This window comes from Christiangramia sp. OXR-203 (assembly GCF_034372165.1).
GTDB lineage: Bacteria > Bacteroidota > Bacteroidia > Flavobacteriales > Flavobacteriaceae > Christiangramia.
Map to the genome: position 1 here is coordinate 2,110,265 of NZ_CP139698.1, position 14,900 is coordinate 2,125,164.

The window sequence follows — 14,900 nt, forward strand, 5'->3', positions numbered from 1 at the left end:
AAGGTTCACGGAGGCATTAATCACTCCATCTTCCTCTGATGGGATTCTATTGCACGGAACCGTCAATAGTTGCAGCTAAATTCCAGTTTTTTATAATTATGTGTCATTCTGCTTTACCTTTCATTTTATTTTAAACCGACCAGATAATTTTTGCAAATTCCTTTTTAAAGCATTTAGGATTTCATTATTCGTGTAAGGATTGACACTCCCAGCATAGGGACACCAAAAACCCCTATTACTTTTTTGTGTTCGTAAATCTGATCAAAGGTACTATAATCCTGCGCGCGGTCCTTAAAATCGCCATAAATACCCGGATCGCCTGGTACGGGTTCCCAAAGGTTATCTTTTCTGTGTGGATCTTCTTGCTCATTTGTTAACTGACCCTCAATCCCGTATTTTGCCATATAATGGTCAAGAAAATCGGGCACTAATTTATTTCGTAAAATTGTTTGAATCGTAGGGTATCCTACCATCCTTAGCCGATCTACTGTTTTTCGACTTCTACAATGGCCCTGGCCGCAACTTCCGGCTGGTATATTTTTCCCACAGGCATAGGTTTTTGGATAAACCTTGTTTTTACCCAGACTGCTCCACTTCAAAATCCTGTAATTCTTTCAGAAGCCTTTCGGTGCCTTCCACAGTAATTTTTTGATAAAGAGGGCTGGATTCTCCTGAAAAATCATAATAAGCCGCAAGATGCACCACAGAGGCAATTCTATTTCCATAGGCAAAACGTACTCGTTCAAAGGCATTTTTTATACTGGTATCTGAGGTGAAGTCTATACATACACATTCTGCCGTGGGTGGAGGAAAGGGATAACCCACATTATCCAGCCCTACGACAAGATACTTTTTAGCAAGTTCGTTAATATGGTTAGCCCACTGCTTCCACTCACAACAATAACTTCTTTATTTGCCTGAATTGCCGGTTTGTCCATGCCTTATATTATACTATAAATTTTATACTTCGTCCATCTACCCTATCTCTTTTATGGGATTTAAATTCATATGCTTCACATCAGGATCGTCACACCAACTTCACTGTCACCTTTCAAATTTTTTCAAAAAAACCCGGACGTGGCCGGGTTTTTAACAAAACTTGATTTAAATCTTTAAGCTTTAAAAGTAGCACAAGCTTCTGCACATTCGCGACATGCTTTCGCACAATCCTTACAGTGCTGTGCATCATGTTTATCACATTCCTGAGCACATTTTTCGCATACTTTTTTGCAATAATCAACTAACCCCTGTACATCTTTATAACTGGTTGCTAAAATTTGACTTAAGGCAGAACAGGCTTCAGCACAAACATGGTCTATACGAATACAATCTACCATCATCTTTACATCATCTTCATCAAGACAGGCATCTGCACAAAAATTACAATGGTTAATACAATTTCCAAGGGCTTTAATTAGTTTTTCATTTCTCATAATTTATTAAATTTTTTGATTCTACATAAAATTAAGCATGCACATTAAAAATTACTTTTAAAATTATGCTAAGGTCTTTCTGTTTTAAATTATTTTAACTTAGATGTAAAATAATTAAGAATATTTTGTGTCTACATGTTCCCAATTCCATCCTTCCTGACGCACTAAAGTTTTGAAAAATAGACGATTTTTGCTCACCTTTGCTGAAAACCCATCCGTATCAAAATTCTCCAGTATAAGTTCCTTTTCTAAAAGCCTATGAGTAGTTGAAGCCGGAGGGCCCGAAGGTAAGAGCCTCATGTGGGTTACCTCGGCGATTACTTCAAAATAATTATCATAAGCTACTATTAGTGGTTTTATGTCTTTAGAATCAGGTCTGAATTCCTCTTTAATTTGATCTGAAATAATCAACAAAGCTTCATAAAGCCTTGCCAGTTGCAGAATAATCGCATTTTTCCCTTTATTATTATGAAAATAGTGAATTACCGGGTAAGCCCGGTGTTGCTGGCTATATTTGATTATGGAGTCTGAAATTTCATCAATTTTACCTGTTAGCCGATCGAAATTTTCACCATTCCAGGCACTCATTACAATTTCTTCGGGACTGCTTCCCAGTGTACTTAAACTTATGCCAAGTTTACGCTGGTCTATGACTGCTGAAAGGACCGGAATAAAATAGGTGACAGACATGGTGAGGAGAATAAGCCCTGTAAAGGAATATATAGTGGTAAGTACCCTCCAAAGATCGGTGGAGGCTACATAATCCCCCATTCCTAAAGTTGAAACCGTAAATCCACTATAATACGTAATTTGCCAGAAACCGGCCGGAATTTTTGTGGTACTATCTATAATAGAGCCAGGAGAAGAATAAAGTATAAAAACCATGCTCGCCCATAAAAAGAATACCCAGATTAGCACAATAGAAATTAGTAGAAAATAACCCGCATGGGCCAGCAATTTAGAATTACCGTTCCTGCCAGAAATCAGCAATAAAAACTTCCAGAAAAAATGTGAAAAACGGCTGGTAAGCCAACCCCCGCCCTGCATGGATAAAGTGGTTTGCAGAATATCCAGAACTATGGCGACATACAGGATTATTCCGATAATTAGATAAATTTCCATATAGGTATTTTTGGTTAGTTAAATAGGCCGAAAAATTAAGGCATTCAATTATTTTGATAGAGAACTAAATAAAATTTGGTCTAAGTTCATGCCGTATCGAGCCATTCTATTCAGGATATTAAAATTTTTAAATGATGGTGAAAAATATCCGGTGTCAAAATTAAAGCTTAGATTTTATATAAGAAATCAAGTAAAGATTACATAATGTAAGGATTATCATAAGATTAAACTTAAGAAAGATAATCTCAAATTAAAAGTTAATAACACTATCCAGAGCTTCATCAGCATCACGATGAATAAAATTTGCCTGATAATTTAAAGTGGTTTTTAAATCACTATGTCTATATAATTTTTGCAGCATTAAAGGGTGAATTCTATCACCTGCAATATTTCCAAAGCTATGACGGGCTATATGATTCGATAATGTTTTATCAATGCCACAGAGTTTAGCTATTCTTTTTAAATATTTAATGAGAAGTTTAGTGGTACTCTTTGTCCGTGTATAAATTTGTTCGGCTTGAGTTTGATCTACTTCCCGTAAAAAAGGGAATAAATATCCATTATTGAATTTCTTATCTGGGCGATAGTAATCAATTATAATCCTAGCTTTATCAGGAATTTTTAAACTTAGAGGTTTACCATTTTTTTCCATGACATAGTATAAACGTTTATCCTTGAAATCAGACCATTTTAATTTAATTACATCTGAGATTCGCATCCCGGCAAAATAAAAAGAAAACAACCATATGTTGTGAGTATGCCATATAGTTGAGTACTTCTCTAATTCGAGTGATTCTATCTTCTCAATTTCTTCTACATTCAATCCAATTTTATTACCTGAGGATATTCTAATTTTCTCTTTCTCACCAGCAAAAGGATAATATTTCTGGGCAATTACTCCTTCTTTAATTGCAATATTATAAAGAGTTCTAATGAAAATAAGCTGATTGGTTATTGTCCTTGGTTTATGATTCAGGTAAGAAGAACAAAATGTCTTATATTTTCTAATAAAAGATTCGTCAATATCCCTGAATCTTAGGTTATCATTTTTTTTAAAATATGCAACGCCATCCATCCAGTGATATTTAGATCTTCTTGCCTCGCTCACTCGCTTTAACCGTCTTTGTTTAATTTCTTGGATGATTTTTGCCTTACTTCTCGAATTCTTTAGTTGTATAAATTCTTCAATATTATATAGTATTGATAACTGCGCTTTAGCAACTGAAAAAACTCCCGTGTCATATTTACTTTGGATATGTTCAGTGGCAACAGTAAAGAAAGATTTAGAGCCATCTGGCCCTTTTAATTTTTGTTTTATTTGCCTTGGCGTAATTTTTTTCTCTGCATTGAAATAGATATCATTGACTTCAATCATCCTTTTCATCAAAAAGTTATTTAACTGCTTAAAGTTTGGATGAGTCTTTTTAACCTTACAAGCAACGTTATCCCAATCTTTTTCAAATACAGAATGTCCCAGCCAAACATAATTCGTTTTATAATTTTCGCTAATTCTTAAGGCCAGAGGTATCCTTCCATCCTTCTTTTTCATGTTTTTCCTCAAAACAATCTTTAAATTTGCCATACAGTTAGGATTTAAAACCCTGTAATATAATAATTTACACCTAAAAACTAGTACAGAATAAGTACAGAATAAGTACAGAATCGGTTGATTTTAGGCCATATTATATAATATCAAAATTTATCAAAACAACATTAACTAATTGATTTTCAGGTGTTTTAGATAGATTTGACTTCTAGCAGAATATTTTCATAACCCGGAGGTCCCGAGTTCAAATCTCGGTCTCGCTACAAAAAAAAAAGGGATTTCGTATTTTCGAAATCCCTTTTACTTTTTATCATTTTTTTATTTCCTGATCTACACTAACTTATCAAGTGTGATGGGCAATTCTCTCACTCGTTTACCGGTAGCGTTATAGATCGCATTGCAAATTGCAGAGGCAACTCCTACAATACCAATTTCACCAAGACCTTTGGCTCCCAGCGGATTCACAATTTCATCATGCTCCGGCACAAAGATCACTTCAAGATCCTGAATATCTGCTTGTACTGCTACATGATATTCAGCAAGGTTCGCATTCATGATTCGGCCATTACGACTATCCATCATTCCTTCTTCCTCAAGCGCCATACTTATTCCCCAGGTAATTCCACCCAGAATCTGACTTTCAGCAGTCTTAGGATTAAGTATTTTACCTCCTGCTATAGCACTCACAACTCTAGGAACCGTGATCATTTTAGTATCCTTATCTACATGAACTTCTACCATAACACAGGAATGTGAATAGCATGAATATTTACTACGATCATCTGCAGGTTGAGAATTAAAGCTTGTTTCCACAGATTTTTGTCCGGAAGCAGCTAATATTTCAGAATAACTAAGTCTGGTAGATTTTACACTCAGATGTCTATTGCTGAACTCGGCATCTTCGAACATTGCACCCTTCAACTCTTCTAGAAAACTCTGTTGAGCGTATCCAAATATTTTCTTCTGAAGTGCATGACACACAAGTTTTACTGCTGAACCTACTGAAGATGCTGTCCAGGATCCTCCTTCAATTGGAGCTTTCGGCAAACTAGAGTCTCCAAGTTGAAATTCTACATCTTCCAATGGAATACCTACAATTTCCGCAGCTATCTGGGACATGATCGTATATGTTCCAGTACCAATATCTGCCGTTCCACTACTAACCGTTAGTTTTCCTTCAGAAGTTAAAATTGCTTTCGCCGAAGATTCCTGCTGTAAAGCTTCCCAGACTCCGGTGGCCATTCCATAACCTACAAGATTATTACCATCATGCATGCTTCCAGGCTTTGCATTTCTATTATCCCAGCCAAAACTTTCTGATGCCTTGAGAAAAGCAGCTCTTAATTCTTTGCTCGAATACGGCTTACCTTCATTTTGATCAATATCAGCATAGTTTATTAAACGGAACTCCAGTGGATCTACCCCAGCTTCAATTGCTAGTTCGTCTATAGCGCATTCCAGCGCATACATTCCTGTAGCTCCTCCGGGTGCTCGCATATCCATAGGCGTATAAACATCTAAAGGCACGAGTTGATAATCCAGTTTAACGTTATCACACTGGTACATCATTCCAGACCAGTCCACAACGGTTTCGTTGAACATTTCGAACCTTGATGTTTCTCCAAATGCCTCATGATTAATTGATTTCAATTTACCAGATTCATCAGATGATAGTTTTAATCTCTGTAAACAGGCAGGCCTGTGTCCAAAAGTGAACATTTGAGTTCTGGTCATTACAACCTTCACTGGCAAATTGAGGACTTTTGAAGCCATTGCAGCACAGAATAACTGGTATTGTGGTCTCAAACCAGACCCGAATCCCCCACCTACGAAAGGAGAAAGTACCCTGACCTTTTCTTTTTCCAGATTGAAGATCCCAGCAATATATTGCTGACTACTTCCAACTCCCTGTATTTTATCATAAATGGTAAAGCCCTGCTCCCCTTCATTCCAGATCGCTACGGTCGCAAAGGTTTCCATAGGATTTTGATAATGTCGAGGCAAATAATATTCTACATCTACCTTATGTTTTGAAGAGTCGTAAGCTTCATCGGCATCACCCCTTGGCTCTGGTGGTTCAGGAACGCCCTCTCTGGTTGCATTTTGAAGATTAGCCTTAAGATCAACCTCGCAACCCTCCTCTTTTTTATAATCTATTTTAACCAGTTCGGCGGCATAAGCGGCAGTTTCAAAAGTATCTGCAATGATTAGCGCAACCGGCTGTCCATTATACAGAATATCCTCATTATAAAACGGTCTGAAAGGATTACCGGGAGGAGCCAGAGGATCTGTATAATCTGAATTTATTTTAACTTCCTCCGGGATATTTTCATGGGTAAATACCTGTCGAACTCCTGGTACTTTCAAAGCTTCCTTATCATTAATAGCAACAATTTTACCTCTGGAAATCGTACTATTGATAATATATCCATGTACTAAATGCTCAGGATTGAATTCAGCGCTATATACAGCATTACCTGTTACTTTCTTTATCCCATCTACCCTTCTGGTAGGTTTCCCTATATATTTTGTCTCTGCTATCATGCTATTTGTTCATTGCTTCTGTTAATGCTCTAACAATAGATTTTCTTACCAGTGGAATTTTAAAATCATTATCACCGTATCCTTTAGCTCCTTCAGTAAGTTTATTCGCTAATTGCTCGAAATTCTCCGTATTTGCTCCTTTTCCAAAAAACTCTTTTTCTACGGAAGGTTTTCTCCAGGGTTTGTGTGCAACTCCACCCAAAGCAACTCTAACATCTTTGATAGTGGTATTTTCTAATTCAATTGCAGCAGCTACTGAAACTAAGGCGAAAGCATAAGAAGGCCTGTCTCTGACTTTTAAATAATGATAGTTCTTCTCAAAACCCTTTTCAGGAAGTTCGATTCCAGTAATGACCTCTCCCGGTTCTAAATTGGTTTCTATATGTGGGGTGTCACCAGGAAGTTTATGGAAGTCAGTTACGGCAATTGTTCTATCACCCTCAGATCCACTAACATGAACTGTCGCATCCAGGGCCGCAAGCGCTACCGCCATATCTGAAGGATGAGTCGCGATACAATGCTCGCTTTCTCCAAGAATTGCATGTAAACGGTTAAATCCTTCTAATGCGGAACATCCACTTCCAGGCTCTCTCTTGTTACAGGGGGTTGAAGTATCATAAAAATAAAAGCACCTAGTTCGCTGCAATAGATTCCCGCCATTGGTCGCCATATTCCGTAACTGCGCTGAAGCAGCGGAAAGCATAGCCTCAGAAAGTAGCGGATATCGCTTTTCTACTTTCTCGTGATAAGCTGTATCGGCATTGGTCTTGGTCGCTCCCAATATTAAACCTCCAGAATCTGAGTTTTCGATTTTGGAAAGATCCAGGTGGTTTATATCAATTAAATGCTCAGGATTCTCAACCCGATATTTCATCAGGTCCAGCAAATTAGTTCCTCCACCAATAAATCTGCTACTCTCTTTTTCAGAACCTATTTGTTCGATCGCGTTTTCCACGCTTTCTGCCCTTTTATAAGAAATATTATTCATAGTCTAATTGCTGTTTTTGGATAAAGCTTCGGTATTTCTGTCTTTTAATTCTTCCACCACTTTATAAATGTTGGCGTAAGCTCCACAGCGACAAATATTTCCACTCATGAGATCTCGTAATTCCGCAGGATCACTTCCTTTATTCATATTCAGCAGTCCAATGGTAGAGCATATCTGCCCGGGTGTGCAATAGCCACATTGGAACGCATCATGTTTGATGAATGCTTCCTGCACAGGGTGCAATTCATCTCCACTGCCTAATCCTTCCACCGTAACAATTTCTTTTCCTGTTTGCATTGCGGCAAGGGTCAGGCAAGAATTAATATGTTTTCCGTCTATTAGCACTGTGCAGGCTCCACACTGTCCATGATCACAGCCTTTCTTAGTTCCTGTAAGCTGCAAATGTTCCCGCAAGGCATCAACAAGAGTTGTCCATGCAGAAATTTTCATACTAACATCTCGCCCATTAATATTCAATACCAATTCTACGGTATCAGGATGTTGTTTAATTTCCATTTTATATGGTTTTGGTTGGTAATTGGTTTCTAATAAATACTAGAATACCTTTTAAAGCTAAAGAATAATTTGGACAGAAATATTTATATCACTCATCTTAATATTTTTTTATGATTTTTGTTTAGTCAATAAAATAGTTCTAAGTCATTAGTATTATGAATATTACATCGACCCTTCAAGTGTTTCTCATCGAAGTCAAATTAAAAAAAGACGATTCAATTTCTAATTGTTATAGTTGTTGTAAAATCAAATCTCATATCCAATTTTGAGTTTTATTTGCTTAAAAAATCGTGATAATAAACGCATCTAATTTTGCCGGATACATCAAGCCTGTAGCAGCTGCTTCCGAAGATTTCATGGTAGATCCATGGGTATGGATAGCCTTTTCAGCCTTTATCATCCTTCTTCTCATCGTAGACCTAAAACTGGTGATGAGAAAGCCACACAAGATAAAAACTAAGGAAGCTGCGTGGTATAGCGCCGGCTGGATAAGCCTGGGGCTTCTATTTACAGCTGTGATCTATTGGTGGCAGGGTTCTCTCGCCGCAGGAGAATATCTCGCTGGGTATTTGATCGAGAAATCACTGTCCATGGATAATGTCTTCCTATGGGCAGTATTATTTAACTATTTCAAAGTGCCAAAGGAATTTCAGCATAAAGTTTTGTTCTGGGGGATTTTCGGCGCCCTTGTTCTAAGAGTCATTTTTATTTTCGGCGGAATTGCCCTGATCGAAAATGTACATTGGATCATATATGTATTCGGCGCATTTTTGCTGTATACCGCTTATAAGATCTTTAAAAGCGATATTTCTGAAGCCAATCCTGATAACAATAGGATTTTCAAATGGGTACGAAAAGTGATTCCTCAAACTGAAGGTTATAGGGAAGACAACTTTTTTGTAATAGAAAACGGTAAGAAGATTGCCACTCCTCTATTAACCGTTTTGATCATCATAGAACTAACCGATGTGATCTTTGCGGTAGATTCTATCCCGGCAATATTAGCGGTAAGCCGGAATGAATTTATTATTATAAGCTCAAATGCATTTGCCATTCTGGGTCTGCGTGCTTTGTATTTTTTACTGGCAGATATGAAAGACAGGTTTATTTATTTGAATGAGGGTCTGGGAATTATACTGGCTTTCGTAGGAATAAAGTTCCTGGTAAGTGATCTTTACGAAATACCAATCTGGATATCTCTTTGTTTTATAGCTTTAATTTTAATAGGTTCGATATTATTATCTCTACGACAAACTTCGACGACCGAATTAGATAAAACTTAGATTTATGAAAAGACAAAAATTAGGAAATACAGAATTATATACTCCTCCTATCATTTTCGGCGGAAATGTATTCGGGTGGACGATCGATGAAAAAGAATCTTTCAGAATGATGGATCAACTGCTGGATATGGGATTTGACTTTATTGATTCTGCAGATGTTTACTCCAGATGGGCTGAAGGTAACTTTGGTGGTGAATCTGAAAGTATTATTGGAAAATACATGAAGTCCAGAGGTAACCGACATAAATTGACCATTACCACCAAAGTAGGCTCCAGTATGCAACAAGGTGGCGATAAGGATATTTCCAAAACACATATTCTTAATGCGGTAGAAGATAGCCTGCGAAGATTACAAACAGATCATATCGACCTTTATTTCACCCATTGGGATGATAATAAAACACCTGTAGAAGAAACCCTTGGTGCCTATCAGAAATTAATTGAGCAGGGAAAGGTGAGATATATTGGAGCTTCAAATTTGAGTCCTGAAAGATTACAGGAGTCTTTAGACGCTTCAAAAAATGATGATTTACCAAAGTATCAGGTTTTCCAGCCGGAATATAGTTTGATGCAGCGACGCAAGTTCGAAGGGAAAATTCAGAAAATCTGCCAGGAAAATAATCTTGGAGTCACCTCCTATTTCAGCTTAGCCAGCGGATTCCTCTCCGGAAAATATCAAAGTATCGAAGACATAAAAGGAAGTGATCGTGAACAGTTCCTTGGAGATTATTTTGACGATCGTGGTAAAAAAGTACTCAACGCACTTAAAGATATATCGGACCATCACAATATTTACCAGGCAGGAATTGCTTTAAGATGGATCATGCAACGCCCGGGAATTACCGCTCCAATTGCAAGTGCAACAATAGCTGAGCATCTAAAGAGTTTCGAAGAAGCTGTCAACATGGAACTTACCAAAGAAGAAATGGAAAATTTAAATGCAGCAAGCAACCATTAAGTTACGAAAGCTTCGAGATAAGATCTTTTAGACGAAGTGTATCCTGCTCACCTGATTTCATATGCTTTAGAGTGAAGGTTTGCTGCTCAATTTCCTCTTCGCCTGCAAGTATGACAAATGGAATATCTCGTTTATCGGCATATTTCATTTGTTTACCCATTTTGGAACTGTCCGGATAAAGTTCAGCAGTAATTCCGGAGTTCCTTAAAGATCGGATGGACTTCATCGCATATAAAGATTCCTTATCTCCAAAATTTATAAAAAGCACTTTGGTATTCTCCCGTACGGCTTCAGGAAACAGATCCAATTCTTCAAGGACAAGATATATTCTATCCAAACCAAACGAAATTCCTATTCCGCTCATATTCTTCAAACCAAAAATTCCGGTAAGATCGTCATATCTTCCTCCTCCACCAATGCTTCCCATCTTAACTTTTTTGGGAGCAGCAACTTCAAAAATAGCTCCGGTGTAGTAATTGAGTCCGCGTGCCAGAGTCACATCAAGGTCGAGAGTAGCGGTTTTCAAAGGCATTTCAGCTACAGCATTCTGTATGAATTGTAATTCTTCGATACCTTTCAATCCTGTTTCTGAACTTTTCAGAATAGATTGTAAACCTGAGATCTTTTCGGCAAAAGAACCCTTGAGATCAAAAATTGGCGATATTTTTTCAATAGCCTTTTCAGAAATACCTTTTTCAAGCATTTCTTTCCGAACACCAGCTTCACCAATCTTATCAAGTTTATCCAGCGCTACAGTAAAATCTATAAGCCGATCCTGTTCTCCAATTACTTCAGCAAAACCGGATAAGATCTTTCTATTATTGATCTTAATTACAACATCTTCCAGACCTAATTGAGTAAATACTGCATCATACAATTGTATGAATTCCACTTCCTGCCATAGACTATCGCTTCCCACTACATCTGCATCACATTGGAAAAACTCTCTAAACCTCCCTTTTTGAGGACGATCTGCTCTCCAAACTGGTTGTATCTGGTAACGTTTGAAAGGGAACTCGATCTCATTTTGATGTTGAACCACGTACCTGGCAAAAGGAACCGTAAGATCATATCTTAATGCTTTCTCGCTAATAGAAGAAGTTAATGTTGTACTATCCTTGAATTCCAGAGCTTTCGCATCAGCTTTTTTAAGATAATCACCTGAATTAAGAATTTTAAAAATCAGGCGATCTCCTTCTTCACCATATTTCCCCATTAGGGTCGAAGAGTTCTCAAAACTTGGAGTTTCGATAGGTTGAAAACCAAAACTTTTAAATTGAGTTTTGATAATATCGAAAATGTAGTTTCTTTTTGCTACTTCTTCCGGAGAAAAATCTCTGGTACCTTTTGGAATTGACGGTTTTTGTGCCATATAGTTCTAAGCTGAAATATGATTTTTAAAGGACTGCAAATATCTTAATTTTTGAGTGAACCCAAACAAATTTGATATTTTAAGTAACAATCCTATCATTTTATAGTCTAATCGTTAAGATCGAAAAGTTAGCCCATGTTTTCACTCCTGCGGGAAAATATTAGAATTGCTCTAAGTTCCATAAGAAATCAGTCACTAAGAACTGTATTAACCGTTCTCATCATCGCTATTGGTATCACAGCATTAGTTGGAATCCTTAGTGCTGTAGCAGCACTGGAAAATACTATAAGTCAGGATTTTGCTTCAATGGGCGCGAATACTTTTAACCTGCAACGTTACGAGTTCAGAGAGAGAATAAGCAATGAGGACCGGAAGGTAAATCCAACAATCAGCTATAGAGAAGTGACAGAGTTTAAGGAGAAATTTCAATTTCCTTTTACTGAAACTGCTATATCATTTACGGGAACGGGATCTGCAGAAATTAAATATCAGAATGAAAAAACAGATCCGGATATTTCAGTTCTCGGGGTAAATGAATATTATTTAGAGAACTCCGGACTGGAAGTTGAAGAAGGAAGAGAGTTTAATATTTTCGATATTAACAATAATAATAATGTTGCGGTGATTGGTGCCGACTATAAAGACGGCATTTTTAATGGAATGGATCCCGTTAATAAAACAATTAGTATTCGCGGGGCGAAATTCAAAGTGATTGGAATTCTGGAAAGTAAAGGAAGTACCTTCGGAAACAATCAGGATCTAAGAGTTTTTATCCCTATTCAGCATGCTCGCTCGATCTTTTCTCAGCCAAATATCAATTACAGCCTGAGCGTAAAGGTGGACGATAAGGAAATGCTGGAATCAGCAATGGATGAAGCTATTATCACCTTCAGAAATATTAGAGGATTAAACCCAAAAGAAGACAACAATTTTGGAATAGAAAGAAGCGATGATCTTATTAATCGTATTCTTCAAATCACTGGCGCTTTAAATATCGCCGCCTGGATCATTTCGATCATTACCATATTTGGATCTTCCATCGCCTTGATGAATATCATGCTGGTAAGTGTTACCGAGAGAACACGGGAAATTGGAGTTAGAAAAGCCCTAGGCGCCAAGAAAAACACTATTGCAATGCAGTTCTTCCTGGAAACCTTAGTAATTGGTCAGCTTGGTGGACTACTAGGTATATTACTCGGAATTCTTATTGGCTGGGGTGTATCGTCTTCCCTGGATTTCGATTTCACCACACCATGGAAAGCCATGTTATGGGCTACCGGGATTACTATATTCGTAGCTATACTCGCAGGCAGTTACCCTGCTGCTAAAGCTGCAAAACAGGATCCTATAGAATCACTTAGATACGAATAGTTCTAAGCATCTTTGTCTACAATATTCTTAAAATAAGCGTATAGTTCACCTTTTGTAATATTTGCTCCCTGTTTAATCAAAGCGAAAATATCCTTGTTTCTGTCCTCACTAAGAACTTTTGAAGAGGTATAGATATTAACCATCTCATTCATAAGGTTAGTTTGTAACCATTGATAACCTTCCCGGGTTGTAATATCTACAGATTCATTTTCTACCTTAATCGCGATAAGATTGATGGATACTTCAGAAATATAAAAAAGGAAAACCTGATTTGGTGAAAAATGCTCCAGATATTCAACCTTATTCAGGACTCCTTCCCATACGAGATCGCTAAACAGATCCATTTCATCTTCCGCAACCTTTGGCTGTTCTTTTTTGATCTTATCCCATTCCTCACCGGTGATAGACTGAGTTGCCAGGAAATTAATGAATTCCTGATGCATCTCTTCAAATTGTTCTTTTGTTAATCGAGCGTATTTCATTTTTGTAAAAATAAGAAAAGCCCACTCATAAATGAGCGGGCTTTTTGCTATAAAATTATAATATTAAGCTTCCCCTACAACGTCAAAACTTAGGTTTGAAACTACTTCACGATGAAAACGCAAAGTTGCCTCGTATTGTCCTAAACGCTTGATGTTTCCACCTGCGATGTTAATATATTTTTTCTCAATTTCTACACCTTCTTTAGCAAGAGCATCAGCTAGATCACCATTAGTGATAGAACCAAACAACTTGTCACCAGCACCTGCTTTAGCAGTCATCTTGATCTCAATATTGTTAAGTTTCTCAGCCTGTTTCTTAGCTTCGTCAATGTGCTTTTGTTCTTTATAGGCACGCTGCTTTAAAGTTTCAGATAAAACTTTTCTTGCAGAAGGAGTTGCCAGTTCAGCGTATCCATGAGGTATAAGATAATTTCTCCCGTAACCGTTTTTAACAGCCACAACATCATCTTTAAAACCTAGATTGTCTACGTCTTTTTTAAGTATTACATCCATAACTGCCTCTTTTTATTTTAATAAATCACCTACGTAAGGCATTAGTGCTAAGTGACGAGCACGCTTTACCGCAGTAGCCACTTTTCTCTGAAACTTCAAAGAAGTACCTGTTAAACGACGAGGTAACAATTTACCCTGCTCGTTTACAAACCCCATAAGAAAATCTGGATCTTTGTAATCAACGTACTTAATACCAGATCTTTTGAATCTACAGTATTTTTTCGCTTTGGTAGTTTCTATATTAAGAGGAGTTAGATACCTGATCTCTCCGTCTTTTTTTCCTTTTGCTTGTTGTTCAATAGATGTTGCCATGATTACGCTTTTTCCTTGTTACGTTTTCTTCTCTTCTCAGCCCAAGCGATTGCATGTTTATCTAACTTAACCGTTAAATAACGCATCATACGTTCGTCTCTTCTGAATTCTAACTCTAAAGGTTCGATAACCTCACCAGGAGCTTCATATTCAAATAAGTGATAAAAACCACTCTTCTTGTGTTGGATTGCATAAGCCAGTTTTCTTAGGCCCCAATCTTCTTTAGCTACCATCTTAGCCCCTTTAGAAACAAGAAAATCTTCGTATTTCTTAACTGTCTCCTTTATCTGCTCATCAGATAAAACGGGATTCAAGATGAAAACAGTTTCATAGTTGTTCATAAAATTCTACTTTAAATTTAATCGGCTGCAAAAATAGAATTTATTATTCATATTTCAAAGCTTAATCTCCAGGTAAAACTTTTAATTTTAACCAGCATAAACAATATGCACCTTGCATT

At 37.2% G+C, this 14,900-nt stretch carries 16 protein-coding genes; 3 read left to right on the forward strand and 13 right to left on the reverse strand.

The genetic code is table 11. From position 1 onward, the window contains the following. Window positions 1-173 precede the first annotated feature (173 nt). From T8I65_RS09725 to T8I65_RS09760, 8 genes are all read right to left on the reverse strand, one after another. Window positions 174-473: a hypothetical protein gene (locus T8I65_RS09725; protein WP_083645358.1), complete on the reverse strand. Its 300-nt coding sequence runs from the start codon at window positions 471-473 to the stop codon at window positions 174-176. A 103-nt stretch (window positions 474-576) separates the two neighbouring features. Beyond that, on the reverse strand, window positions 577-825 hold the full coding sequence (locus T8I65_RS09730) for a hypothetical protein (RefSeq protein WP_083645357.1): 249 nt from the start codon (window positions 823-825) through the stop codon (window positions 577-579). Between the two features lie 287 nt (window positions 826-1,112). Then, on the reverse strand, window positions 1,113-1,433 hold the full coding sequence (locus tag T8I65_RS09735) for a four-helix bundle copper-binding protein (protein ID WP_083645356.1): 321 nt from the start codon (window positions 1,431-1,433) through the stop codon (window positions 1,113-1,115). Between the two features lie 114 nt (window positions 1,434-1,547). Continuing rightward, window positions 1,548-2,555, reverse strand: coding sequence for a potassium channel family protein (locus tag T8I65_RS09740; RefSeq protein ID WP_083645355.1), 1,008 nt, complete (start codon window positions 2,553-2,555; stop codon window positions 1,548-1,550). A gap of 250 nt (window positions 2,556-2,805) precedes the next feature. Beyond that, window positions 2,806-4,137, reverse strand: coding sequence for a phage integrase SAM-like domain-containing protein (locus tag T8I65_RS09745; protein WP_322300421.1), 1,332 nt, complete (start codon window positions 4,135-4,137; stop codon window positions 2,806-2,808). A gap of 294 nt (window positions 4,138-4,431) precedes the next feature. Then, window positions 4,432-6,645 (reverse strand): xanthine dehydrogenase family protein molybdopterin-binding subunit, encoded by a 2,214-nt coding sequence (locus T8I65_RS09750; RefSeq protein WP_322300422.1) that lies wholly within the window; start codon window positions 6,643-6,645, stop codon window positions 4,432-4,434. 1 nt (window position 6,646) lies between these two features. Beyond that, the gene (locus T8I65_RS09755; RefSeq protein WP_322300423.1) at window positions 6,647-7,633 is read right to left on the reverse strand and encodes a xanthine dehydrogenase family protein subunit M; all 987 of its coding nucleotides are present in this window, start codon (window positions 7,631-7,633) and stop codon (window positions 6,647-6,649) included. Between the two features lie 3 nt (window positions 7,634-7,636). Further along, entirely contained in the window at window positions 7,637-8,083 is a 447-nt protein-coding gene (locus T8I65_RS09760; RefSeq protein ID WP_322300424.1) for a (2Fe-2S)-binding protein, read from the reverse strand. 356 nt (window positions 8,084-8,439) lie between these two features. On the opposite strand from T8I65_RS09760, the gene T8I65_RS09765 reads away from it, so the two are divergent. Further along, the gene (locus T8I65_RS09765; RefSeq protein WP_322300425.1) at window positions 8,440-9,432 is read left to right on the forward strand and encodes a TerC family protein; all 993 of its coding nucleotides are present in this window, start codon (window positions 8,440-8,442) and stop codon (window positions 9,430-9,432) included. 4 nt (window positions 9,433-9,436) lie between these two features. Next, the gene (locus tag T8I65_RS09770; RefSeq protein WP_322300426.1) at window positions 9,437-10,390 is read left to right on the forward strand and encodes an aldo/keto reductase; all 954 of its coding nucleotides are present in this window, start codon (window positions 9,437-9,439) and stop codon (window positions 10,388-10,390) included. Between the two features lies 1 nt (window position 10,391). Here the strand turns inward: T8I65_RS09770 and hisS are convergent, their stop codons facing one another. Beyond that, window positions 10,392-11,762 (reverse strand): histidine--tRNA ligase, encoded by a 1,371-nt coding sequence (gene hisS / locus T8I65_RS09775; protein WP_322300427.1) that lies wholly within the window; start codon window positions 11,760-11,762, stop codon window positions 10,392-10,394. 135 nt (window positions 11,763-11,897) lie between these two features. Here hisS and T8I65_RS09780 point away from each other — a divergent pair, with 135 nt between their 5' ends. After that, the gene (locus tag T8I65_RS09780) at window positions 11,898-13,133 is read left to right on the forward strand and encodes an ABC transporter permease (protein WP_322300428.1); all 1,236 of its coding nucleotides are present in this window, start codon (window positions 11,898-11,900) and stop codon (window positions 13,131-13,133) included. A 2-nt stretch (window positions 13,134-13,135) separates the two neighbouring features. Here the strand turns inward: T8I65_RS09780 and T8I65_RS09785 are convergent, their stop codons facing one another. The 4 genes from T8I65_RS09785 to rpsF all read right to left on the reverse strand — a co-directional run bounded on the left by T8I65_RS09785 (window position 13,136) and on the right by rpsF (window position 14,781). Further along, window positions 13,136-13,615 (reverse strand): DUF6495 family protein, encoded by a 480-nt coding sequence (locus T8I65_RS09785; RefSeq protein ID WP_322300429.1) that lies wholly within the window; start codon window positions 13,613-13,615, stop codon window positions 13,136-13,138. Between the two features lie 63 nt (window positions 13,616-13,678). Beyond that, window positions 13,679-14,128, reverse strand: a complete 450-nt coding sequence (rplI, locus tag T8I65_RS09790; RefSeq protein ID WP_322300430.1) for a 50S ribosomal protein L9 — start codon at window positions 14,126-14,128, stop codon at window positions 13,679-13,681. Between the two features lie 12 nt (window positions 14,129-14,140). Beyond that, entirely contained in the window at window positions 14,141-14,440 is a 300-nt protein-coding gene (gene rpsR / locus T8I65_RS09795) for a 30S ribosomal protein S18 (RefSeq protein ID WP_026916063.1), read from the reverse strand. 2 nt (window positions 14,441-14,442) lie between these two features. After that, window positions 14,443-14,781 carry a 30S ribosomal protein S6 gene (rpsF, locus tag T8I65_RS09800; RefSeq protein ID WP_322300431.1) on the reverse strand — a complete coding sequence of 113 codons (339 nt, stop codon included), beginning with the start codon at window positions 14,779-14,781 and terminating at the stop codon, window positions 14,443-14,445. Window positions 14,782-14,900 lie beyond the last annotated feature (119 nt).

Bases quoted from the DNA above. Each gene is read 5' to 3' on its own strand.
- T8I65_RS09725 (WP_083645358.1), bottom strand. From the start codon at position 473: ATGGTAGGATACCCTACGATTCAAACAATTTTACGAAATAAATTAGTG.
- T8I65_RS09735 (WP_083645356.1), bottom strand. From the start codon at position 1,433: ATGAGAAATGAAAAACTAATTAAAGCCCTTGGAAATTGTATTAACCAT.
- T8I65_RS09740 (WP_083645355.1), bottom strand. From the start codon at position 2,555: ATGGAAATTTATCTAATTATCGGAATAATCCTGTATGTCGCCATAGTT.
- T8I65_RS09745 (WP_322300421.1), bottom strand. From the start codon at position 4,137: ATGGCAAATTTAAAGATTGTTTTGAGGAAAAACATGAAAAAGAAGGAT.
- T8I65_RS09750 (WP_322300422.1), bottom strand. From the start codon at position 6,645: ATGATAGCAGAGACAAAATATATAGGGAAACCTACCAGAAGGGTAGAT.
- T8I65_RS09755 (WP_322300423.1), bottom strand. From the start codon at position 7,633: ATGAATAATATTTCTTATAAAAGGGCAGAAAGCGTGGAAAACGCGATC.
- T8I65_RS09760 (WP_322300424.1), bottom strand. From the start codon at position 8,083: ATGAAAATTTCTGCATGGACAACTCTTGTTGATGCCTTGCGGGAACAT.
- T8I65_RS09770 (WP_322300426.1), top strand. From the start codon at position 9,437: ATGAAAAGACAAAAATTAGGAAATACAGAATTATATACTCCTCCTATC.
- hisS (WP_322300427.1), bottom strand. From the start codon at position 11,762: ATGGCACAAAAACCGTCAATTCCAAAAGGTACCAGAGATTTTTCTCCG.
- T8I65_RS09780 (WP_322300428.1), top strand. From the start codon at position 11,898: ATGTTTTCACTCCTGCGGGAAAATATTAGAATTGCTCTAAGTTCCATA.
- T8I65_RS09785 (WP_322300429.1), bottom strand. From the start codon at position 13,615: ATGAAATACGCTCGATTAACAAAAGAACAATTTGAAGAGATGCATCAG.
- rplI (WP_322300430.1), bottom strand. From the start codon at position 14,128: ATGGATGTAATACTTAAAAAAGACGTAGACAATCTAGGTTTTAAAGAT.
- rpsR (WP_026916063.1), bottom strand. From the start codon at position 14,440: ATGGCAACATCTATTGAACAACAAGCAAAAGGAAAAAAAGACGGAGAG.
- rpsF (WP_322300431.1), bottom strand. From the start codon at position 14,781: ATGAACAACTATGAAACTGTTTTCATCTTGAATCCCGTTTTATCTGAT.